This window comes from Hydrogenobacter sp., assembly GCA_041287335.1.
Taxonomy (GTDB): Bacteria; Aquificota; Aquificia; order Aquificales; family Aquificaceae; genus Hydrogenobacter.
On the sequence record JBEULM010000029.1, the window covers coordinates 16472 to 38275 of the forward strand.

A 21804-nucleotide genomic window follows, 5' to 3' on the forward strand; every position below is an offset into this window, starting at 1 on the left:
GGAGAGGTGAATGCGATGGTAAAAATGGACAACCTTTACAGATGGGAAGGAAGCGTGAAACTGCCTCAGGAAGGCAAATTTATAAAATTGAAGCAAGACAAGAGTATAGAAGTGCCAGACTTTCCTATAATACCCTTCATTGAGGGTGACGGTATAGGGGCTGAGATCATGCCTGCTATGATACACATCGTTAATGTGGCGGTAGAAAAAGCTTACGGTGGATCAAAGGGTATATATTGGGTGGAACTTTTAGCCGGGGATAAAGCTGAGGAAAAGACAGGCAAAAGGATGCCCGAAGAAACTTTAGATTTTTTAAAGCAAGCTATAGTAGGTATAAAAGGACCACTTGGTACACCTGTAGGAAAGGGAGGCAAATCTCTGAATGCCATTTTGCGTCAGTCTATGGACTTTTATTCTGCGATAAGACCAGTTTACTGGCTCGGACAACCCGCACCTATACCTGATCCCGAAAGGGTTAATGTTGCTATCTTTAGGGAAAATTCAGATGATGTTTATATGGGTATAGAGTATATGCCAAAAGCGGAAAACACGCAAAAGATCAGGAAGTTCCTGATTGAAGAAATGGGGATATCCGAGTACGCCCTTCCTGAAGATTGTGGTATAACAGTAAAACCTATGAGCGAGTATAAAACAAAAAGGCACGTAAGAAAAGCCCTAAAGTGGGCGTTGGAAAACAACAAAAAGGTAGTAGCGGTTGTAGGGAAGGGGAACATAATGAAAGCTACTGAAGGTGCTTTTATGAACTGGGCTTTTGAAGTAGCCAAAGAGCCTGAATTTAAAGGCAAGGTCATAACGGAAGGTGAACTTAAAGAAGGGCAGGTACTTATGGTGAAGGTGATCACCGATCAGATGCTTATGCAACTTGTACTCAAGCCTGAGGCTTACGATGTGATAGTAACCCAAAACTTGAACGGGGATTACATATCGGATCTCGCATCAGCCCTCGTTGGAGGTCCCGGATTTGTCCCAAGTGGAAACATAGGTGATGGATATGCCCTTTTTGAAAGTACACACGGAACAGCCTACGATATAGCTGGTAAAGGTATAGCAAACCCCCTATCTTTGACACTTTCAGGTGCGATGATGCTTGAATACTTAGGTTGGAGAAAAGCCTCTGAATTTATATACAGAGCTGTGAGAACTGCGATAAATGACAGACTTGGAACTCCCGATATAGCGAACGGATTTAGAAAACAGGGAATACAAGCAAAAGAGCTATCCACTTCAGAGTTTGCTAAAGCTATAGCTGAAAGGATTTAGCTCTATACTCCCTTTTATTTTGAATATACCGAGATCTGTGACGGACTCTTTGGGTACATCAAAGGGCAGGCTTTTTACATCGTAAATTACTGTAGCGGTCTCATCAAGCAGATAGGCATCAGCAAAGTACCTACCGTGCAGAAGAGGAAAATCTTCAAAGGAAAACACTACATCAGTGCTATCTTCTACGATCACATCAATACTTTCGTGTTTGGTAGAATATACGCTGAGTAGTATATTGTCATTTCTCCTAAAGAGCAAGGCAAGTACAACCTTCTCTTTTTTGTTTGATCTGACTCTTAACCAAGCCCTGAACGTTTCTCCCGGTTTTATCTCTTGATGAGAGATCTTAAAATCCTCTATATACGCGTGGGTCAGGTTAGCTCTGTGTATCTCCATTTGTTCTTGGTCCATTTTGTCCTTTTCTCTCATGTAGTCCTCGTACTCTTTGACTACGGAAAAGGGATCACCCTCCATCTGTATCTTACCGTCTTTTAGCCACACAGCCCTGTCACATACATTGGTTATCTGATAGGTGGAATGTGTTGTGAATATAAGTGTTCCGCCCCTCTCTTTAAATTCCCTGATCTTATCAAAGGATTTTTTTTGGAAATGTATGTCACCCACAGAAAGAGCCTCATCTATTACAAAAACTTCGGGATTTAAAGCTATCATCACGGAAAAAGCAAGCCTGACTACCATTCCCGTTGAGTAAGTTTTTATAGGTTGATACAAAAAGTCACCCAGTTCGGAAAATTCCCTTATAAAGTCAAGCCTCCTGTCTATCTCGCTTTTGGAAAGTCCATTCAAGGATGCGTACATGTATGCATTTTCTACACCGGTAAACTCGGGATGAAAACCTGCACCAAGTTCCAGTATAGCACAAACTCTTCCAAATACTTTTACCTCTCCTAAGGTAGGTTGCTGTATGCCCGATATGATAGAAAGTAGGGTACTTTTTCCAGCACCGTTTTCTCCAACAATACCGAGCGCTTCTCCTTTTCTCACTTTAAGATTTATATCCTTTAGAGCCACTTTTTCATAGCTGAGGTTCTTCCTAAGGAGTATTTCAAAAAGCCTGTCCGCAGGCTTTCTGTACACCTTATAAACTTTTGATACACCCTTTAGTTCTATTATATGCATGCTATAAATGCTTATTTTAACCCAACTCAGCAAGAAGTCCCCCACTTCTACTTTGTAAGTGGGGGATGAATTGCCTATTTTTCTCTTGACGAACAATAAGTTTCGGTGTAAATTATTATCGCTATGAAAAGATGGGCTTGCTCACCTTACGAGCAGTAGGGCAGGAACTGTCCGAACTCAAGCCTGTGGAGGAGCTAAAAGCTCCGTTGAAGCAGGAAGCTACACCTTCTATAAGGTGGAGTAGTTCACTCTATACACAATTCAGAGTCTTTATCTTTATGCCCAGCTCCTCTACCGCTCTGTGAAATTCTTTAAATTTGAATATCCTTCTGTCGCACAATACTATGGTTCCACTGTCATCTTTGCTTCTGATAAGCCTGCCTATACCTTGCTTGAACTTTATAAGAGCCTTCCGTTTTTGATACTCAAAGGGATCTTCTCCTACAGATTTGAGGAATCTCAGCCTGTGGAAGGTTACAGGATCTTCCGGACTCTCAAAAGGAAGCTTTGCCATCAAAAGTCCTTTCTTACCTTTCACATCAACACCAAACCACAAGCTGTCAAATCCAGCAAGAGCTTTTATTCTGCCCTCTCTGAGATCCTCTAAGATCTTAGAAAGATTATCTTCTCCCTGAAAAACCAATCCATCTTCATTTTCAAAGAGCTTTCTGTGTTCTTTGTTAGTTAGTAGAATTAGAAGCTTATCATAAAGTGTTCTAAGGTATTTATAAGCCCTTACAAGACAGTTCTTCCAATTTTCTTCTCTTGGATCAACCTTATACACTAAAAAATTGACCTTATGGTACGGTAGCGTGTGTTCAAGTTCGTAATACTCCCCTTTTATACCAAGAGTTTTTTCTAAATCTACGGGATGAGCTGTAGCCGATGTGATAATAACAGCCTTATAGCTATTAAAATCCGTAAAGTTTACTGGAAATACTGGAAAACATTCTATCCTGTAGTTGTAAGTGCCGAGCTTTTTACTCCAATTTCTGCTTACCATAAAGCCAATTTGAGGATTTTCTTCCTTCATGAGCTTGAAAAATTCTTTCAACTTCAAAATCCTTCTGCTAAGTAGTTCGTAACTTTTTAGCTTCTTCAAAAAATTTTCTTCCTCCTGACTCATTTCATCATAGTTGGACTTTAGCTCTATATAGTCTTCCCATGCGATCATACCGCTTTTCAGAAGGTAATCTTTGAGATTTAAGCTCACGAAAAGCCTATCTTTCAAAAAACTCAAAATGCTGTGAGTTACCTCTTCTTTTATGCGGGAGTAAAGTGATAAGATAGGCATGATTATACGTTTTTCAAACTCTTGCGCATAAGGGAGCGGGCTTTCAAGAGGTACTTGATCTTTATCTTGTTTGAAAAGGGTTTCAAAGTTATGTATAAAAAAACTTTCCAGATCAACATCCGCAGACGGTAAAAACTCCCTTATCTTTCCGAGAATATCTACCCTTAGCGTGTAGAGAGATATCCCGACTGTTAGGCTACTTGTTGCGTATCTATCAAGCTCATGAGCCTCATCAATTACGAGGACTCTCTCTTGTGTATTTTCAAACTCCTTAAGACTCAAAAGGGCGTGGTTTATAACGAGAATATCCGCAGATTTTTCAAGTCTCTTTAGCCTTCCCCAGTAGTAGCAATCGCGCTTGTACCTACAAAGGTTTCTATAGTGCGAAGTGCAATAATCCCCATCAATACAAAGCTTCTCTTTTAGTTCTGCATTAAGATTCACAAATTCAAAATCTCCATCCCATCCTGAATTTATCGCCTCCTCAATTTGGGGAATTTCCACCCTTTCAGTATAGTATCTGTCCAAACACAGGTAATTGGACATTCCCTTTATTATCAGATAACTCACATCACGCCCAGTTATATAATGAACGTAACTCCTAAGGACTTCTATATCTCTTCTGAGCTGTTCCTGTAAAAGCTTAGTACCTGTAGAGATTATAGCTTTCTGTCCTTTTTCTATAAGCGGTATCAAATACCCATAAGTTTTTCCTGTACCGGTAGGTGCCTGAACTATCTTAATACCCCCCTCCTCTATTGCTGAAAAAACTATTTCAAAAAACCTTTCCTGAACCCTTCTTCTCTCAAGCCCTTTTTGTAATAAAAATTCATACAAAACCACAGCTTATTATATGATATATAAAAAAATAAATAGCCTAAGATAGTAAGAGGAGTCTTAAAGTTCCTTGATTTTTTTAGGGCAACTGAATAAGGTTATGATGTGTAATCCGGAAGTCCAGACTTGTCAAGGGGATATACTGCCGTTTTCTCTTTAAGAACTTTCCATTCCTTTAGCTTTTGGGTTATCAAATCGCCAAGAGAGATGTTTTTCTTAACACTCTCTATTCGTAGTTCTTCCCATAGATCGTACGGTAGCTTAACAGTAGTCCTCTTGTATGCGGGTTTTTTCCCTCTTCTCATGATTTGATTATAACAGAGAACATTTTGATGTCAAGATGCTTTAATGCGTTGATGACCTTATGACTTGATGGCACACGGTTTAAATGCTTGTGTATCAAAGCTTTAAACTTTATAATCCCACATTCAACCATACATAAGGTGATTCTTGGAAATTAATTTCATTTGAAGAAGAAGATAGTAGCATGTAGTTAAACCCGCATATGGCTTTATACTTTTATTGCAGATGGAGGGAAGGCATCTTAAACATTTGGTTCTATTTCTGGTGGTTCTGATCATTAGCTTTTTTAGGGTTGAAAGGGATAAGGAATACCTGCAGGAGGATTTTGGTAAGGCTAAGGTTTTGGTTTTGGTGGAAGGTTTACCAAATGTGGAAGCAAACAGGTTAAAAGTCAAGGTAAAGATAATAGGTGGGGACCTTCCTGAGATTTACGATAAGACGGGATATCTTACGCTTTTTGGTGCTGAGGATCTACCTTCAAAAACTTTTGAGGTCTTAGGAAGGGTTAGACTTGCTTATGGAAAGGTGTTTATCAACGCAAGCTACACACACATAGGAAAACTCGTTTTTACACGGGAAAGTATCAGAGAACTGTTCATGCGCAGAGTTGACGAGAGAATACAAGATCAAGAAATTAAAGCTCTCGTTTTTTCTTACCTCTTTGGCGAGTCTCAAGAAGTTTTACCTTTTGAGTACCAGACTGCTTTCTGGCAAACTGGTCTGTTGCACATTTTGGTGGTGTCGGGTTTCCACCTGTCACTTGTTGCTCTTATCTTGAGGTTTTTACTGCCGGGCAGGTACGGGTTTATTCTCTCGCTTATTGGCATAAGTTTTTACTCTTTCTTTATTGTGCCTTTAGATCCGCCGGTATTGAGAGCCTACATAATGATATTTTCTGCCTTCTTGATACTGCTTATATACAGAAGACCTGATTACCTCAGCCTACTTTTCCTTTCCGGTTCCATTATACTTTTGATATTTCCCGAATACTTGAGTTCATATTCCTTTTGGCTTTCTTTTACCGCCACACTTTATCTCATCCTCGCTAATGTTAATGTAGATGGTATAAAAAATTTTTTCCCTTCCAGACAGCACTATTACATATTTATGTCCTTTTGGGGTTCGCTTTTTGCAACGCTTAGCACTTCAAACATAGTGGCAACTTTTTCTTACATTACGCCTTTGGGTATTGTGTTTACACCGCTTGTAAGTATGATATTTATACCTTTTACTGCTTATGGGATATTGGAACTTTTTACTTTTTTCAGTCTACCTACCTTTCCACTTGAGCTGTTTGGTAAGATTATTTTAAACTTGGTAAGTATAATATCACACATAAGTTTCACATTAAACACCTCTATATCTGTGGAAATGGCTATATTTTTGAATATTACTGGAGGTGTTCTGCTTTACTTTTTGAAAGATTGGTGGAAAGTTTTGGTTGTTTTCCTTAATGTGCCTTTTTTATTACCACTTTGGTTATGAGGTCGTCACCTATATCCCACCTTTGGCTCTCTTTAAGAAGTACTTCACCTTCTTCAAGCTTGTCATAGAAAACTCTCCCTTTCTCCGTTGCTATCATAATTTCCACGACATCTTTTATCGGTACTATGTCTGCAAGGTGGCTTTTGGTGTAACTCATAACGCCTATACCTTTTGACCCTCTCCCTTTCACAGGTATGTCCTTTGAGCTGATCTTTTTTATGCTTCCTCTTTCTGTGATCAAAATAAGGTAAGGGCAATCTGTTAAAGCTCTCGCACCTTTGAGCGTGTCATCCCCTTCAAGCTTTATACCTATTACACCCTTTGATCCTACAGTAGCTGGAGGTATTTCCCTTATGGGAAATCTTAGGATCTTACCCTTTCTCGTAAAGAGTATTATGTCACCTTCTTCCGGTGATTGTAGAACTCTTACCACCTGATCCGTCTCTTCAGAAAACTTTATTATGGACATGCCTTGAGACTTATACTCAAAATCCACTATAGGTATCTTCTTTACGTATCCCGCTTTTGTGATCAACACTATACGGTCACTAGCCTGAGATCTCACAAAGGCACCAACAATGCTTTCGTCCCTTTCTTTGAAAGATACCTTGCTTCCCTGCAAAGCCTGAGAACCAGCTATCCAGTAAACCCGCCCCCTATTAGAAACCATAAATAGCCCTTCATCAAAGGGAACATCTAATATGTTAACTATCTGCTCTTCCTCCTCTTGTATTTGTTCAAGGGGTGTAATCTTCCCGTTAGAGTATATAACTATGGTGAGCTGTCCTACTTCCTCTTTCCCTTCAAAACCCAAAACGAAGCTCTTTCTAGGTGAAGGGAATTCTTTAGCCAATTGCTCCATTTCCTGCACAAATACCTTTATCCTCTCTTCCTCACTACTTATAAGTTTTTTATAGTACTCTATATTTTGGATAAGTTCCCTTTCCTCTTGCTCAAGCCTTGATCTTTCCAAAGAAGTGAGTCTCTGAAGCCTCATATCAAGTACAGCGTTGGCTTGTTTTTCACTCAAAAGGTAGTTTTTTATGAGCTTTTCTCTGGCTTCTGCGATATCTTTGGAATTTCTTATATCTCGTATGACACCGTCCAAATGCCTTAGAGCCATTATCAAGCCCTGAACTATATGAAGCCTATCTTCAGCCTTTTTGAGATGATGCTTTGCCCTTCTTAAGATCACTTCAAGTCTGTGCTTTAAAAACTCTTGTAAAATACCCTTTATGCCTACCTGTTTAGGTTCGTTATCTATAAGTACTACAAAATTCAGAGGGAAGTTTTTCCTTAGCGCCGTGTGTCTGTATAGCTTTTCCAAGACTTTTTGACCATTCGCTTCCCTTTTTAATTCTACCACTATCCTTATACCTTCTTTATCCGATTCGTCTCTTATATCCGATATTTCTCTGATTTTGCCCTCCCTCGCAAGTTCAGCTATCCTCTTTATGAGTTCCGCCTTATTTACCTGATAGGGTATCTCGGTTATAACTATCTGTTCCCTTCCTCCCTGCAATTTTTCTACGTGAGCCTTTGCCCTGACTCTCACATACCCTCTTCCTACGTGATAGTAATCAATAATTTCAGCGTAATTTTCCACTATTCCCCCCGTAGGGAAGTCGGGACCCTTTATGTATTTCATTATCTCCTGAGTTGATATGTCTGGATTCTTTGCCAGTTCTATGAGCGCAAGACACACCTCTTTGAGATTATGCGGTGGGATGGATGTCGCCAACCCTACAGCTATACCCGTACTACCGTTGCAAAGCATGTTGGGAAACTTTGATGGAAGAACGGAAGGTTCTATAGTTGAACCGTCAAAATTTGGGGCAAAATCTACAGTACCATCTTCTATATCCTCAAGGATTTTGACTGCAACCTTGGAAAGCTTGGCTTCAGAGTACCTCATAGCAGCAGGAGGATCACCGTCTACGGAACCGAAGTTGCCCTGTCCGGTGATCAAAGGATACCTCATATTAAAGTCTTGAGCCATTCTGACCAAAGCATCGTAAACTGCCTGATCACCGTGAGGGTGATAGTATCCAAGTACCGTGCCAACGATCCTCGCACTTTTGACAAAGGGTTTATCTGGCATAAGACCCATTTGGTACATAGCGTAGAGTATTCTTCTCTGCACTGGCTTTAGACCATCGCGTGCGTCAGGTATAGCACGCCCCACTATTACGGACATAGCGTAATCTATGTAGGACTGCTTTACCTCTTCTTCTATGGGAACTGTCGTGATTTCCATGCCTTTATAAAATTATACACCACTCCAGATGAAGGTTATATCTTAATATAATTATGGAAAAAAAGTACGGTGAGCTTGCAATAGAATCCGCACAGTTGGAAGCCTGGGAAAATCCATCCCCGGAAAGAGACTACGTGATAGAGATAACTTTTCCCGAATTTTCTTGCTTGTGTCCGCGTTCTGGCTATCCTGATTATGCTACCATAAGAATACGTTATATTCCAGATAGGTATATAGTGGAGCTAAGGTCCCTCAAGTTGTGGCTCAACAAGTTCAGAAACCGCTACATTTCCCACGAACAGGCTACTAACGAAATATACGCAACTCTTTACGAAACTTTAAAACCTAGATTCCTTGAGGTAGTGGGTGACTTTAATCCCAGAGGTAACGTACATACATTGATAAAAATCAGGAGTGATGGACTGTACTGATATGCTTTCCTTTGTTGAGCATCTTTTTTATACTGTCAAGAGCTTCATACCCATGAAGTATCTCATCACGGTACACCTTATAAGGTGAGAATCTGTGTCTGTGGTATAGGGTCACAATGTATTCCACATAGGGGTATATATCCGAACCTTTTAGATCCCTAAGAAGTTCCCCAGGAAGGGTTTTGTCTTTTACCTTCAAAACGTTCAAAAGTTTTCTGTATAGATTCTCTGGCGTTTTTCTGCTGTATATATACAGCTTAAAAGTAGCGTAAAGAATCACAAAAAGGAAAGCAAGCTTAAAAGCTTCCAAGAAAAAACCTTTCAGATTTGCAGGTTTAAGACCCAGTTTTATGTCCTTATGTAGCTTCTTAAAGAGTGAAAACTGCTTCTGTGAAGAAAAACCGACGACATTTGAGTACCAGAAGCTTATCAGTGCATCCGTGATCAAGGATAAGCTTGATATATTCTTTACGCCCGGTGATGTGTAGGGGGGAGTGGTGTCTATCCTCACCCAACGACCCTTTATGTATGCTTCAACCCACACATGAGCCATAGAGTTGGTTACTACATAATATCCGCCATAATCGTTCCATACTTCTCCTCTGAAACCTCCAACTACTCTTGCTGGTATACCCATAAGCCTGAGTAATATGGCTGTGGCACTCGCATAGTATTCGCAGTTCCCTCTTTTGGAGACGAAGAGAAAATAATCCAGAGGATCGCCTTCGTACCTGTCAAGCGTCAGGGAATACTTAAATCCTTTTGAGAAGAACTTCTCAACGTTTTTTATCATATCTTCCTGATCCTTTGCTCCCTTTGAAAGTTCGCGAGCAAGCTCCACTATGCTTTTAGAAACATTTTTAGGTACTTCCATATAGCCGTGAACATCCTCCTGGTAAGGAGGTATGTCTGTAGAAATAGCCGTGTATCTTATGGGTCTTGTGATCTCCTTTAAAGACATAAAAACGCCACCCGAGGACATGTATACATTTCCTACCGTACCCTCTACATTTTTTAAAGCGACAGGATAATCAAGAGCGGGAAGGTATTTTTCAAAGGTAGGTTCAAGCATAACCGTATAAGAGGTAAGCTTGCCTTTCAGAGTGGGCATGGGTATCTGTTCTTTTTTCGTACTTATCCATTCGTTTCCTACGTAAGTGTCAAATACGGAAACTCTCCAGTACATATTTTTAAGCCCTTTGGGAAGACCGTAAACCCTGAAAACTACGCTGTTATCCTGTTGTATCTGTCCTACCTTACCAAGGCTTACGCTGTCTGCTATGCCTGTCTTTAATCCGGAGCTTGCCCTTCCAAAAAGATCAAAGAGTGGCGTTTGGGTCCTGGGTAGAAGAACGAAAAAGGGTACGGTAAGTAGGCTCACCGCTGAGAAAAAAGCTACGGATATCAATGCGTAATATTTTATAACCTTTTCGCTCACTACCTTTTCACCTACGCTCTTTTGTAGATTTATGAAAACCAAAGAAGAAACACCCAAACATATTTCAAGTAAAAGCAAAAGTGCAAAACTCACACTCAGGTTATAAACGGTTGAAACCGATACCGCAAAAAGGCTTAAAAGAAGTATTTGATACATATCTCTGGGCTTTTTTTCTTCAAGGCTTTTTATAGCAAGTAGGAGAAGTACCGCGTTGGCAAAGGGTCTTAGCAGATCCTCCAGACTGATAAAAGACAGAAAGTAAAGGGAGAAAATGACAGCAAAGATGTTCAAAATAGTTCTCCTTATAGGATACACTCCTTTTACATCCGCATATATTCCAACAGCATAAACAAAGAGAAAGGTAAGATAAAAGATCCCTTCGGCTACATTGTATAAGGAGAAAGCTCCCACTAAGGCACAAAGATGCACGAGAAACAGGCTTACGGATCTAACGCTTACCATAATATCCCCTCTTTGCAAGAAAGCTTTTGAGTTCATCTATCATACTTTTTTCTGCATAAATGCGGTATATTTCTATGTCCCTCAGGTTAGAAAGTATTCCTGATAATTCTTTTAGCGAAAAAGTTTTACCATTTTCCGAAATAGGAATATCCTCATCCAGCACTTTTTTGCTTACATAATCAAATCTCATGAGTTCAGGTTCGTATATGGAAACTAACTCCTCTTTGACTTCTTCAAACTCTTTTTTTGATTGGGTGTGAAAAACTTCCCTGAAATGCTCCCTGCCTATGAGCCTCCTCACATGCAAGTCTTCCGGATGCTTGAGCGCCACTGAAAGTATATCCCCATCCGTTAAAGTCATAAGTAAGTCCGTATTCAGAAAGTACTCTTTTCCAAAAAAATTCTCTATCATCTCAATTAGATGTATATTAAGAATTCTCACCACTTTGTGAAAATACACCTGGACATACATAAAGTATCGCCCAAGAATAAAGCTCTCTAAGGCTCTTATGGCGCTCATGTTTACTGTTTTTTTACCTTCCACCAGCTCAATATGATTTAAAAGCCTTTCGTAATCAAAAAATCCGTATGATGTTCCACAAAAGTATGCATCCCTTCTCAGATAATCCATCCTGTCTGATCCGAACTCACCAGTTATTATGTTGGATAGGAGTGTTTCGGAGCTGTCTTTACACCTCTTGAAAGCCAATCTTGCTATCAGTTCTATTTCATCCCACGAAAATCCTTCCTTTCTAAGTGTATCCATAATTTGACCCTGAGTTACTACCCTATAACCTACATCTTCATGTCCTTTACTACCAAGAAGAACCTCAGTGGTGTGAGAAAAGGGAGGATGTCCTATATCGTGTAAAAGTCCTGCGAGCCTAACTATCTGTAAAAGTCTCCTATCTTTTAAACCTAAGCTGTTGTATATGCGTGTGGATAGCTCCATAACGCCTAAAGAGTGTTCAAAACGTGTGTGCTGAGCAGAAGGAAACACCAAATAAGCTACCCCTAACTGTCTTACGTACCTGAGCCTTTGGAAAGGTACGGAATCTATCAGTTTAAGTTCGTGATCCTCCACCCTCACAAAACCGTATATAGGATCGGAAAAATCCTTAAACATCAATGACTTTCTTCCCTTTCCCGTTCAATCTCCTTTATTTCCTTCATAGTGAGATCAAAGTTGTAAAGTGCTACAGTGACATCTTTGAGGTGTTTGGCAGCACGCACGTAAGCTTCTTTTAATCTTCCCTCGGGAAGTTTCTCTGCCTTCTCAAGTAAGCCTCTATGGAATAGTAGCAGACTGTTCCTGAGTTCGTTAAAGTCCATCTCTTACCTCCTTTGATCCTCTTGAAGATACCTTTTATACTCTTTATGAGCTTCCTCCAGACTGATTCTTCTCTGTCCCCCCTGTTTATAAATTCTATTTTTACGCTCTCTACAGCTTTCCCTTTCTGAAGTTTTTTTAGAACTTTTGAGAGATCACCCTTTAGCTTACCGAGGTTTATATTGTAGTAAACATCACCCAGATTTATGATCCTGTTTAGACAATCTCTTACATAAGGTACTATATTCCTGTTGTTTTGACGCGAATAGAGTTTAAAGGCGGATGCTAAGGATATAAGCGCTTCAAAAAAAACTGCCTCCTTTTTGAATCTCTCTTTTTGAAACTCACAGTAGTTTTCAAGCTCATCGTAGAGTCCTTCGTTGAACATAAGGGCTGATGTACAAACTGCATCGTAAGCTGTTACACTGCGTCCGTAATGAGAAACTCTGTTTATAATACCCCAATACTTTGCAATCTTAGAACCGAGCAAATTTATATCTCTACAGTATTTCTGATCTATCCTTATGAAGTTAACATCCCTTTCATCAATTCTGTATATATCCTTGCCTGTGTAGGTATTGCCGTACAAGTCATTGATGGTGAACAAGTTCATTTCCACAAGCACATCTTTCCAAGAATTTCTCGTATTTATAAAGTTTTTACTCGCACACCTTAAAAACTGATCAAGATCTACGGTGACCTTTCCCTCCTTTCTAACGAGTTGCACGTAGCACAGAAGATATAAAAGAAGTTCTTTTTTGGATGTATCTTCAAGCACTTCAAGAAAGATACTTTGCAGTTTATCCGTTTCTTTTATATAATCCAACATAACTAAAATATTAAACCCGGATCACACCGCTGACAAGCACTTAAGAGAAGTTAATCAATCCTTTACGCTGACTACTTCTTCCTTCCTTCTTTCCTTTGCTTCAAAATCTGAGGGTTTAATGTCCTTGAGGGCTTCCTTTGCCTTCTTCTTTTCCTCTATGAGGGCTTTCATTCTTTCAAGCTCTTCTTTCGTATAGCAACACATGGCTTTCACCTCCTTAGGTTGATGCTTTTTACTTTATGCCTCGCTCCATCTTATGCAATATGCTTTTTGTCATGGTATGAGATACAAGATGGTGTTCATTTGATGTATTTTAGATACTACAGCTTCAGAAAGGCGATCTTCTATGGTTTTAGCTACCTCTTTTTCATTTACCTTTCGTAGAGCATAGTTGGTAGTTATTATAGTGCTTTTCATGTGGTTGTATCTGTATGAGATTATGTGAGTAATTATCTCTCTTTGCCAGTCCGAGAGGCGCTCGCTTCCAAGATCATCAAGTACCAAAAGAGGACTACGGAGTAATACGTGCATGAGCTTTGTGTATCTTTCACTATCTTCCATCACACTCTTGAGTTTGAAAAACATATCTTTTGTGTCAAAAAAGATACCTCTCACGCTCTTGTTGGTGTAAATGCTTTTTAAAACTGAAACAGCCAGATGCGTCTTTCCCATATGTGGAGGACCTAAAAGTGTCAGTCCCTTACCTTCGGAAGGATCAAAGCTGTGAGCAAAAGAGATGCAAACTTTCAGAGCCTGTACTTGAGAGCTTGACACTGGAACGTAATTTTCAAAGTCAGCATTTACAAACCTTGGAGGGATGTTCAGATACTTCGCTATGTCTTTAGATTTAAATTTGCAGGAGCATATCTCAACTGTGCGACCCTTATCCACAAATCCTGTGCCACCACAGATGGGACAATTTTCAGCCATACTTTAAAATATAGAAAGATGTTTACTTTTTTGATCACCAATGATGATGGTTACTTTTCTGAAGGGATAAAAGCTCTCAGGGAAGCCTTAAAAAGCTTAGGTAAGGTGATTTGCGTAGCTCCGGATAGAAACCTGAGCGGTGTAGGTCACTCTCTCACTTTCAACTCACCTTTGAGAATTAGGAGGGTGGATGAGGATTTCTGGACAGTTGTAGGAGGAACGCCTGCAGACTGCGTACATCTTGGTTATTATCTCATACTGGACGGTAAAAAACCCGATCTCATCTGCTCAGGTATAAACGAAGGACCCAATCTGGGAGAGGATATCACTTATTCCGGAACTGTATCTGGAGCTATGGAAGGTAGGATTTTAGGTATACCTTCTCTGGCTTTTTCAGTTTTCGGTAGGGATGATGTGGATTTTGCGGAGATAGCCAAATCGGCAAAGGAGATTGTTCTTAGAGTTTTAGAAAAGGGAATGCCCGAAGACACTTATCTAAACGTGAATATCCCCAATCTGAGAAAGGAAGATGTAAAGGGTTTTCTCATTACAAAGCAAGGAAAGAGAAGTTATAAAGAGAAGGTTTTGAAGCTTTCCGATCCTCATGGAAAGCCTATCTACTGGATCACCGCCGAAGAATTTGGATGGAGGCTCGAGGAAGGCACAGATTACTGGGCTGTTTATCACGGGTACGTTTCCATAACCCCATTACAGTTAGATATGACAAACTTTGGAGCTTTGGAGGAACTGAAAAAGAACTGGGAGTTATGATAAAATCCTTCTCTAATGGTTGAAGCTTACAAACTTCATGGACTTACCAAAGAGGAGTACGAGCGCATACTTGAAAAGCTTGGAAGAGAGCCAAACGAAGTAGAGCTTGGTATTCTCGGAGCTATGTGGTCCGAACACTGCTCTTACAAATCATCAAAGAGGCTCCTGAGAATGTTCCCTACCAAGTCGGATGCTGTCATTGTGGGACCTGGTGAAAACGCAGGAGTTGTGAAGGTAGATGATGATGTGTGGATAGCCTTCAAAGTAGAAAGTCACAACCACCCCTCTTACATAGAGCCTTTTAACGGATCTGCAACGGGTGTGGGAGGCATAATAAGGGATGTGCTTTCCATGGGTGCAAGACCTATAGCCTTGGGTGACTCTCTGAGGTTCGGACCTATTAAAGACCGCAAAACTTTGTACGTACTCAAAGGCGTGGTAAAGGGTATAAGTCACTACGGAAACTCCATAGGTGTACCGACTGTTTGTGGTGAAACTTTCTTTGAAGAATGTTACGCTACAAATCCACTTGTCAACGCTTTTTGCTTGGGTATTTTACCCGCTGGAAGGATGTATAGCTCAAGGGCTAAGAAGGTTGGACAGGTACTTACACTTGTCGGTTCTTCAACGGGAAGAGATGGTATACACGGTGCAGTAATGGCATCTGGTGAGTTTTCGGATGCTGTGGAGTCCAAAAGATCTCACGTGCAGGTAGGCGATCCGTACTTTGGTAAAAAACTCATAGAGGCTCTTATGGAGATAATTGAAAGGGATCTCGTTGTGGGTATTCAGGATCTTGGGGCTGCAGGTCTTGCAGGTGCTGTATCCGAGGTAGCAAGTAAGTCACGTATGGGTGCTGAGTTGTATCTTGAGAGAGTGACGCTCAGGGAAGAAGGTATGAATCCTTACGAGATACTCCTTTCGGAAAGTCAGGAAAGGATGCTTCTGATAGTGGATGAGGAAAAGTTGAAGGAAATAGAAGAGATAATCAAGAAACACCACCTTGAGTACGCGCATGTAGGAAAGCTCACGGACAGTAGTATGTTGATAGCGTACTTTCACGGGCAAAAAGTAGTTGAGCTTCCTGTTAGTCTTATTGTTGAAGAAGCACCCATTTACGTAAGAGAGATCAGAGAACCCTCCTATATAAAGGAAGTAAGGCATTTTAATCAGGATCTTCTTCCAAAAGTAGATGTAAGAAAAGCCCTTCGCAAATTGCTTACTTCGTTAAATATTTGTTCCAAAGAGTGGGTGTATACCCAGTATGACTATCAGGTAGGAACTAACACAGTTTTGAAGCCCGGAGGTGATGCCAGTATTTTACGCATCAAGTGGCCATATCGTCCAAAACTCAAGAGCGAAAAGCTTTTGGCAATAAACATGGAAGGGAATTCAAGGATGGTTTATCTCAATCCCTATGAAGGTGGAAAGTTTGTTATAGCCGAAGTGTGCAGAAACTTAGCGTGTGTTGGAGCAAAACCTGTTGGTATCTCAGACTGTCTCAACTTTGGAAATCCTGAAAGACCAGAAGTTATGTGGCAGCTCCAAGAAGCCATAAAAGGTATAGCTGAAGCCTGTGAATATTTGGGTGTTCCTATAGTGAGTGGTAACGTATCCTTGTATAACGAAACTGTTGAAGGAAAAAACTTCAGGAACATATATCCCACGCCGATAGTAGTAGGGGTAGGAATCGTAGAAAATAGAAAATTCATGGATCACAAGTTTAAGGAAGAAGGAGATTTCATATTTCTCATAGGGGATCTAAAAAGAAGTTCAAGGCTTGACGGAAGTGAGTTTTTGAGAGAGATACACGGTAAAGTCGTCGGAGATGTGCCAGTGGTTAATCTTGAGAAAGAAAAAGCCCTTCACAAACTCCTTCTCAGACTTATAGACGATGATCTTATACTTTCAGCCCACGATGTATCAACGGGAGGACTTATAGTGTGCTTGCTTGAGTGCGTTTTTGGAACTTCCTTTGGAGTTGGTCTGAACCTATATACGGATGAAAGGCTTGATTTCTTTCTGTTTTCCGAAAATCCCACACGTGTGGTAGTGAGTGTAAAAAGGGATAACGTAGAAGCTTTTAAAGATATTACAGAGGAGGAAGGTTTAGATTGGATGCTTTTAGGAAGAATCACTGAAGATAAGAAGCTTAGAATAGAACTCTATGACGAACTTATCCTTGAGGAAAGAGTGGAAGATCTGGAGGACTTATGGAAAAACTCCTTAGAAAGAGCGTTATCACATACCTTATAACCTTTGGCTTTTTATTGACAGGTGATCTCATAACAAAGAGTCTTGCGGAAAAATATCTCAGTAGTAGAGAGGTGAGCCTTCTTCCTTTTATGCACCTGGTTTTAGTCTATAACAAGGGTGTAGCCTTTGGCTTCCTTTCCGATGCGCCCGATATAATAAGACTGCCTCTCATACTTCTTACACCGATTGTCGCTCTTTCGCTCACACTCCTTTATACAATCAGACATAATGACGCAAAGAATGCTTTTCTTATGGGTATGATAGGTGGGGGAGCTATAGGAAACTTATACGACAGGTTCTTTCTCGGATACGTGAGGGATTTTATATACATCTCTTACGGTAAGTTCTCGTGGCCAGCCTTTAATCTTGCCGATATGGGTATAAGTATGGCTATAATGTTTTTAGTTCTTAAATCTCTTCTGAATCACTCTGGAAAAAGGTGATAAAATAAATTATATTATTCGTATGGTGGACATTAAAACGGTAGAAAAGACCGCTTATCTTGCGAGGATAGAACTCAAAGAGCATGAGAAGGAGATTCTCAGCAGGCAATTTCTTGACATACTTGCCTTTGTGGAACAGCTAAAAGAGGTGAATACGGAAGGTGTAGAACCTATCGCTTATCATATCTGCACACCTTTGAGGGAAGACATACCGAGTGAATGCTTAAGTCAGGAAGAGGCTACAAGTAACGCACCACAGGGAGAAAGGGGATTTTTTGTAGTGCCCAGAGTCGTGGAGGTGTAAGTTTATGATAGAAGAAAAAGAAGTCGTTGAAAAGAGAAAAGCCCTTGAGAACGTACTTCTCGGAATAGAGAGAAGGTTCGGGAAAGGTTCCATAATGCCCCTTAAAAATGCCGAAAGAGTCAAAGTGGATGTCATACCTACAGGTTCACTATCCCTTGATATAGCAACGGGGATAGGAGGCATACCAAGAGGTAGGATAGTGGAGATATTCGGACCTGAATCTTCCGGTAAAACTACGCTGGCTCTTCATGTGATCGCGTCAGCTCAGAAGATGGGGGGTATAGCGGTATTCATAGATGCTGAGCATGCCCTTGATCCCAAATATGCGGAAAAGATAGGGGTAAACACGGAAAGCCTTTACATATCACAACCCGATTACGGCGAGCAAGCCCTTGAGATAGTTGAAAGTCTCGTGGCAAGCAACGCAGTAGATGTAGTCGTAATTGACTCAGTCGCCGCACTCGTTCCAAAGGATGAGCTGGAAGGTGAAATGGGAGAGGCACATGTGGGAAAACAAGCAAGACTTATGTCTCAAGCTCTCAGAAAACTAAAAGGTATGGCACACAAAGCAAATACAGCTATCATATTTATAAACCAGCTCAGGGAAAAGATAGGTGTTATGTTTGGAAATCCAGAAACTACACCGGGAGGAAGGGCGCTTAAATTCTTCGCCGATATGAGACTTGACGTAAGAAAGATAGGGGAAATAAAGGACAGTAACGATAGGGTAGGTAGCAGGGTAAAGGTAAGAGTGGTAAAAAACAAATTAGCTCCACCTTTTCAAGAGGCTGAGTTTGATGTCATATACGGTGAAGGAATATGCAAACTCTGCGATCTTATAGATATAGCTACTGAGCTAAAGATACTAAATAGGAGCGGTGCCTGGTACAGCTACGGTGATACTAAGCTGGGGCAAGGCAAAGATCAGGCTAAGAAGTTTCTTGCGGAAAATCCGAGCATAGCTCAGGAGATAGAATTAAAGGTAAGGGAGGCTTCAGGACTTGCTCCAGCTGATACTTAAAAGGGCTATTGAATCGGGAGCTTCTGATGTTCACATAAAGTCGGGTAGTCAGCCTGTTATAAGATCTAAAAAGAGGCTTGTGAGGCTTGCTGACTTTCCCGTTATAGAAGAGAAGATGATGGAACTTTTTGTGAGGGAGGTACTGGAAAAAAACAGGAGAAAGATGGCTGAGTTTGAGGAACTTGGGGAGACGGATACATCATACTCCCTGCCGGGTGTAGCACGCTTTAGGGTAAACGTCTATAAGCAAAGAAACACTACAGGTATGGCTTTCAGAGTCGTGCCTTTTGATGTCCCCCCCTTTGAAAGCCTTAATCTACCAGAGGTTATGCGAAGGGTAATTTTGGAAAACACCAAAGGCTTCGTGTTGGTAACCGGTCCCACGGGATCTGGCAAATCCACAACCCTCGCAGCCCTTATAAACATCATAAACAAAACCAGGGATGCGGTAATAGTTACCATAGAAGATCCCATTGAATATCTCTTCAGAGATGAGAAATCCTTTATAGTACAGAGGGAAGTAGGTATAGACACGTCTTCTTTTTCAAGGGGTTTGAGAGCATCTCTGAGAGAAGATCCGGATGTGATAATGGTAGGAGAGATAAGGGACAGTGAAACAGCTCAGATATGCCTTCAGGCTGCCGAAACAGGTCACTTAGTCTTTTCAACACTTCATACGCTCGATGCCAAAGAATCCATTAACAGACTAATAGGTATGTTCAACCTTGAAGTCAGAGAACAAATAAGGATACAGCTTGCAGAAACGCTTATCGCCATATTTTCTCAAAGGCTCCTTCCAAAAGCGGACGGTAGCGGAGTAGTGCCTGCGGTTGAGGTTTTGGTAAACACAGCAGCGATAAAGGAGGCTATACTTGATCCTACAAAATTTGATGAAATACCTACGCTCCTTGAAAAGGGGAAAAGCGTTTACGGCACTCAGACCTTTGATCAGCACCTTGAGGAACTTTACAGGAGAGGTCTCATAGACTATACTACAGCCCTGTTATTTGCCAGCAAACCTGGTGATCTTGAATTGAGATTAAAAGGCATATCTTCGGGAGGAAGGAGCTTCTTTTAATGAGGATAGCTATAGATGGACCTGCTGGAAGTGGAAAAAGCACCGTAGCTAAGGCAATATCAAAACTTTTATCTATACCTTACTTGGATACTGGAAGTGTCTATAGAGCTTTTGCTTATATCGCAAGAGAGAAGAAAAAGGACATCAAGAACTTAAAAGAGGTGCTTTCTCTGTTTGATAATGCACCCATAGTAAAGTTAGACATAGCTAAAACGGAGATCTATTATGAAGGTACTAAACTGGATGCAGAACTTAAAGGCGAGGAAATAGGTAGGTACGCATCTCTTATAGGTAGCGTGCCACAGTTTAGGGAAAAGATGATAAAGTTTTTTAGAGAGCTTTCAGACGATATGCAGATAGTGGCGGAAGGTAGAGATACGGGTACACATATCTTCCCAAATGCACCTGTGAAACTCTTTATTACTGCAAGTCTTGAAGAAAGAGCCAGGAGGAGATTCCTTGAGCTTTTGTCTTCAGGAGTTGATGCAGACTACAAAAAGATTCTTGAAGCTTTAGCGGAGCGAGACAGAAGGGATATGGAAAGACCTCTATACCCTTTTAAACCTGCAGAAGATGCCATCATCATAGATACCACCGGTATGAGTGTTGAGCAAGTAATCCAAGAGGTATTAAAGATCATTAAAGAAAAAGCCTCACACCTTAAGGTGTGAGGGTAAGAACGCGAGAAAGAGCCTTTTAAAAGATAGTTTGCAGTGCTATGGTATAGTCTGTGAAGTTTTTACCGCTGTTTTGGTTATAGCTCTTTAATACACCGTTTGGTGTCACAAAATCAACACCTAAGCTCATTTGAGCGTTCCAACCCTTGATATAGTAATTGAGAAATACGGAGGTTCTGCTTACCTTACCTTTTGCGGTCAGATCCTTAAACTCCTTGTATTCCGAATATTCATATCTTGCTGCCAGAGCAGGTTTTCCTATGCCTATCATCTGGTCGTAAAGTATCTGTCCCATCACGTAGTAAGCGTTAGTCTTAGGTTTTTTGTTAGCTACACCCAAATTAGATGGCAAGCTCGTTTGACCTATGTATCCTAATTGCAAATTAGGTACAACATCTCCAAATTTCTGCTCCCACATAACATCAGCAGTCCATGCCTTAGCTGTACCGGAACTTCCTTTTCCGTCATCCCACTTTTGAGCCCAATAAGCCACGCCTATGTTAAGAACGTTTTGCTTACCAAGGTAGCTATCTGCCTTACCCCAACCCTTGTCCGCCTTGTAGCCGAGCATAACCGGATTGAACTCAAGTCTCATACCATAAGCTACGTTATCCTTAGTGCCGAGATTTGGATCCGTGTGATCAAATTTACCGTCAAATACGCCTAACCTATACTGGAGTATACCGTCAGCTATATTACCCCAGAAGCTTATACCTGCATCCCTGTCTCCGCTAAGCGTGGCAGGTGCAAAGGGGTTCCAACTTGGTGCTTTGTAACCATTTGTACCATCACCCGCACCCCACCTTATGCCCGTGGGTATGATGTAATTTCTGGAAGAGGTAAGGTTACCCCTCGCAAAGGGTATTCTGTACTTACCTGCCCTTACTTTGAACTCATCCGCAAGGTCAAGAGTTATCACTCCATCGTTGATGCTTGCAGAATTTGCCTGATGAACTCCCCTATTTGTGGTGTTTGGAGAAAAATCTCCTTCAAACTCAAACTTTACATACTTGTTTACTTGCCCAGCCATATTGATGGTAGCTCGCCTTATGGAGAAGTCTGTGTAGTCTTTGACATCACCTCTCGCCTTCCCCAGTTTCTGAGCTGTGATTCTCAAAGTTAAATCAAGTGTAGAAAAAGTGTTTTCATCCAGCTTTATGGATGCTGCCTGAGCTGGAATAACAGATGCGCACAGTAAGGCGCTCAAAAACAAACCTTTTCTCATCATACTACC

The 21804-nt window shown here is 40.9% G+C and carries 20 protein-coding genes; 10 read left to right on the top strand and 10 right to left on the bottom strand.

Annotated features, from left to right (window positions below; translation table 11 throughout):
- The first annotated feature begins 24 nt into the window (after positions 1–24).
- Entirely contained in the window at positions 25–1281 is a 1257-nt protein-coding gene (locus tag ABWK04_03850) for an NADP-dependent isocitrate dehydrogenase (protein MEZ0361021.1), read from the top strand.
- Here the strand turns inward: ABWK04_03850 and ABWK04_03855 are convergent.
- The 3 genes from ABWK04_03855 to ABWK04_03865 all read right to left on the bottom strand — a co-directional run bounded on the left by ABWK04_03855 (position 1246) and on the right by ABWK04_03865 (position 4860).
- Positions 1246–2424: a polysaccharide ABC transporter ATP-binding protein gene (locus ABWK04_03855; GenBank protein ID MEZ0361022.1), complete on the bottom strand. Its 1179-nt coding sequence runs from the start codon at positions 2422–2424 to the stop codon at positions 1246–1248. The two genes, ABWK04_03850 and ABWK04_03855, sit on opposite strands and share 36 nt — an antisense overlap.
- A gap of 250 nt (positions 2425–2674) precedes the next feature.
- A complete protein-coding gene (locus tag ABWK04_03860; GenBank protein MEZ0361023.1) occupies positions 2675–4561 on the bottom strand; it encodes an ATP-dependent DNA helicase in 1887 nt (628 codons plus the stop codon).
- Between the two features lie 92 nt (positions 4562–4653).
- Positions 4654–4860 (bottom strand): chromosome segregation protein SMC, encoded by a 207-nt coding sequence (locus ABWK04_03865; protein ID MEZ0361024.1) that lies wholly within the window; start codon positions 4858–4860, stop codon positions 4654–4656.
- 223 nt (positions 4861–5083) lie between these two features.
- Between ABWK04_03865 and ABWK04_03870 the strand changes: the two genes are divergently transcribed.
- Complete coding sequence (locus ABWK04_03870; protein MEZ0361025.1) at positions 5084–6343, top strand: ComEC/Rec2 family competence protein; 1260 nt, start codon at positions 5084–5086, stop codon at positions 6341–6343.
- Here the strand turns inward: ABWK04_03870 and ABWK04_03875 are convergent.
- On the bottom strand, positions 6309–8600 hold the full coding sequence (locus ABWK04_03875) for a DNA topoisomerase (ATP-hydrolyzing) (protein ID MEZ0361026.1): 2292 nt from the start codon (positions 8598–8600) through the stop codon (positions 6309–6311). The genes ABWK04_03870 and ABWK04_03875 overlap by 35 nt on opposite strands.
- A gap of 53 nt (positions 8601–8653) precedes the next feature.
- Between ABWK04_03875 and queF the strand changes: the two genes are divergently transcribed.
- Positions 8654–9031: a preQ(1) synthase gene (queF, locus tag ABWK04_03880; GenBank protein ID MEZ0361027.1), complete on the top strand. Its 378-nt coding sequence runs from the start codon at positions 8654–8656 to the stop codon at positions 9029–9031.
- Here the strand turns inward: queF and ABWK04_03885 are convergent.
- From ABWK04_03885 to ABWK04_03905, 5 genes are all read right to left on the bottom strand, one after another.
- Positions 9009–10931 (bottom strand): DUF3488 and transglutaminase-like domain-containing protein, encoded by a 1923-nt coding sequence (locus tag ABWK04_03885; GenBank protein MEZ0361028.1) that lies wholly within the window; start codon positions 10929–10931, stop codon positions 9009–9011. The genes queF and ABWK04_03885 overlap by 23 nt on opposite strands.
- Positions 10918–12057 (bottom strand): HD domain-containing protein, encoded by a 1140-nt coding sequence (locus ABWK04_03890; protein ID MEZ0361029.1) that lies wholly within the window; start codon positions 12055–12057, stop codon positions 10918–10920. Before ABWK04_03890 ends, ABWK04_03885 begins: the two co-directional genes overlap by 14 nt.
- A 118-nt stretch (positions 12058–12175) precedes the next feature.
- On the bottom strand, positions 12176–13090 hold the full coding sequence (locus ABWK04_03895) for a hypothetical protein (GenBank protein MEZ0361030.1): 915 nt from the start codon (positions 13088–13090) through the stop codon (positions 12176–12178).
- A gap of 54 nt (positions 13091–13144) precedes the next feature.
- The gene (locus tag ABWK04_03900) at positions 13145–13294 is read right to left on the bottom strand and encodes a hypothetical protein (GenBank protein MEZ0361031.1); all 150 of its coding nucleotides are present in this window, start codon (positions 13292–13294) and stop codon (positions 13145–13147) included.
- A gap of 69 nt (positions 13295–13363) precedes the next feature.
- Positions 13364–14020: an ATP-binding protein gene (locus ABWK04_03905; protein MEZ0361032.1), complete on the bottom strand. Its 657-nt coding sequence runs from the start codon at positions 14018–14020 to the stop codon at positions 13364–13366.
- Positions 14021–14038: 18 nt separating this feature from the next.
- Between ABWK04_03905 and surE the strand changes: the two genes are divergently transcribed.
- Genes surE through cmk form a run of 7 tightly spaced genes read left to right on the top strand, consistent with a single transcriptional unit; the run spans position 14039 to position 20564 of the window.
- A complete protein-coding gene (gene surE / locus ABWK04_03910) occupies positions 14039–14791 on the top strand; it encodes a 5'/3'-nucleotidase SurE (GenBank protein ID MEZ0361033.1) in 753 nt (250 codons plus the stop codon).
- 15 nt (positions 14792–14806) lie between these two features.
- Positions 14807–17047, top strand: a complete 2241-nt coding sequence (gene purL, locus ABWK04_03915; GenBank protein MEZ0361034.1) for a phosphoribosylformylglycinamidine synthase subunit PurL — start codon at positions 14807–14809, stop codon at positions 17045–17047.
- Positions 17005–17490 carry a signal peptidase II gene (gene lspA, locus ABWK04_03920; protein MEZ0361035.1) on the top strand — a complete coding sequence of 162 codons (486 nt, stop codon included), beginning with the start codon at positions 17005–17007 and terminating at the stop codon, positions 17488–17490. The genes purL and lspA overlap by 43 nt, the downstream gene beginning before the upstream one ends.
- A 22-nt stretch (positions 17491–17512) precedes the next feature.
- On the top strand, positions 17513–17794 hold the full coding sequence (gene gatC, locus ABWK04_03925; GenBank protein MEZ0361036.1) for an Asp-tRNA(Asn)/Glu-tRNA(Gln) amidotransferase subunit GatC: 282 nt from the start codon (positions 17513–17515) through the stop codon (positions 17792–17794).
- Between the two features lie 4 nt (positions 17795–17798).
- Entirely contained in the window at positions 17799–18815 is a 1017-nt protein-coding gene (gene recA / locus ABWK04_03930; protein ID MEZ0361037.1) for a recombinase RecA, read from the top strand.
- Positions 18796–19893 carry a type IV pilus twitching motility protein PilT gene (locus ABWK04_03935; GenBank protein MEZ0361038.1) on the top strand — a complete coding sequence of 366 codons (1098 nt, stop codon included), beginning with the start codon at positions 18796–18798 and terminating at the stop codon, positions 19891–19893. Before recA ends, ABWK04_03935 begins: the two co-directional genes overlap by 20 nt.
- Complete coding sequence (gene cmk, locus ABWK04_03940) at positions 19893–20564, top strand: (d)CMP kinase (GenBank protein MEZ0361039.1); 672 nt, start codon at positions 19893–19895, stop codon at positions 20562–20564. Before ABWK04_03935 ends, cmk begins: the two co-directional genes overlap by 1 nt.
- A 25-nt stretch (positions 20565–20589) precedes the next feature.
- Here cmk and ABWK04_03945 read toward each other — a convergent pair whose 3' ends face one another.
- Positions 20590–21795, bottom strand: coding sequence for a porin (locus ABWK04_03945; GenBank protein MEZ0361040.1), 1206 nt, complete (start codon positions 21793–21795; stop codon positions 20590–20592).
- Positions 21796–21804: the final 9 nt, after the last annotated feature.

Bases quoted from the DNA above. Each gene is read 5' to 3' on its own strand.
- ABWK04_03870 (MEZ0361025.1), top strand. From the start codon at position 5,084: ATGGAGGGAAGGCATCTTAAACATTTGGTTCTATTTCTGGTGGTTCTG.
- ABWK04_03900 (MEZ0361031.1), bottom strand. From the start codon at position 13,294: ATGTGTTGCTATACGAAAGAAGAGCTTGAAAGAATGAAAGCCCTCATA.
- ABWK04_03850 (MEZ0361021.1), top strand. From the start codon at position 25: ATGGACAACCTTTACAGATGGGAAGGAAGCGTGAAACTGCCTCAGGAA.
- gatC (MEZ0361036.1), top strand. From the start codon at position 17,513: ATGGTGGACATTAAAACGGTAGAAAAGACCGCTTATCTTGCGAGGATA.
- ABWK04_03905 (MEZ0361032.1), bottom strand. From the start codon at position 14,020: ATGGCTGAAAATTGTCCCATCTGTGGTGGCACAGGATTTGTGGATAAG.
- surE (MEZ0361033.1), top strand. From the start codon at position 14,039: ATGTTTACTTTTTTGATCACCAATGATGATGGTTACTTTTCTGAAGGG.
- purL (MEZ0361034.1), top strand. From the start codon at position 14,807: ATGGTTGAAGCTTACAAACTTCATGGACTTACCAAAGAGGAGTACGAG.
- ABWK04_03865 (MEZ0361024.1), bottom strand. From the start codon at position 4,860: ATGAGAAGAGGGAAAAAACCCGCATACAAGAGGACTACTGTTAAGCTA.
- ABWK04_03885 (MEZ0361028.1), bottom strand. From the start codon at position 10,931: ATGGTAAGCGTTAGATCCGTAAGCCTGTTTCTCGTGCATCTTTGTGCC.
- ABWK04_03895 (MEZ0361030.1), bottom strand. From the start codon at position 13,090: ATGTTGGATTATATAAAAGAAACGGATAAACTGCAAAGTATCTTTCTT.
- recA (MEZ0361037.1), top strand. From the start codon at position 17,799: ATGATAGAAGAAAAAGAAGTCGTTGAAAAGAGAAAAGCCCTTGAGAAC.
- ABWK04_03875 (MEZ0361026.1), bottom strand. From the start codon at position 8,600: ATGGAAATCACGACAGTTCCCATAGAAGAAGAGGTAAAGCAGTCCTAC.
- queF (MEZ0361027.1), top strand. From the start codon at position 8,654: ATGGAAAAAAAGTACGGTGAGCTTGCAATAGAATCCGCACAGTTGGAA.
- ABWK04_03855 (MEZ0361022.1), bottom strand. From the start codon at position 2,424: ATGCATATAATAGAACTAAAGGGTGTATCAAAAGTTTATAAGGTGTAC.
- ABWK04_03945 (MEZ0361040.1), bottom strand. From the start codon at position 21,795: ATGAGAAAAGGTTTGTTTTTGAGCGCCTTACTGTGCGCATCTGTTATT.
- lspA (MEZ0361035.1), top strand. From the start codon at position 17,005: ATGGAAAAACTCCTTAGAAAGAGCGTTATCACATACCTTATAACCTTT.
- cmk (MEZ0361039.1), top strand. From the start codon at position 19,893: ATGAGGATAGCTATAGATGGACCTGCTGGAAGTGGAAAAAGCACCGTA.
- ABWK04_03890 (MEZ0361029.1), bottom strand. From the start codon at position 12,057: ATGTTTAAGGATTTTTCCGATCCTATATACGGTTTTGTGAGGGTGGAG.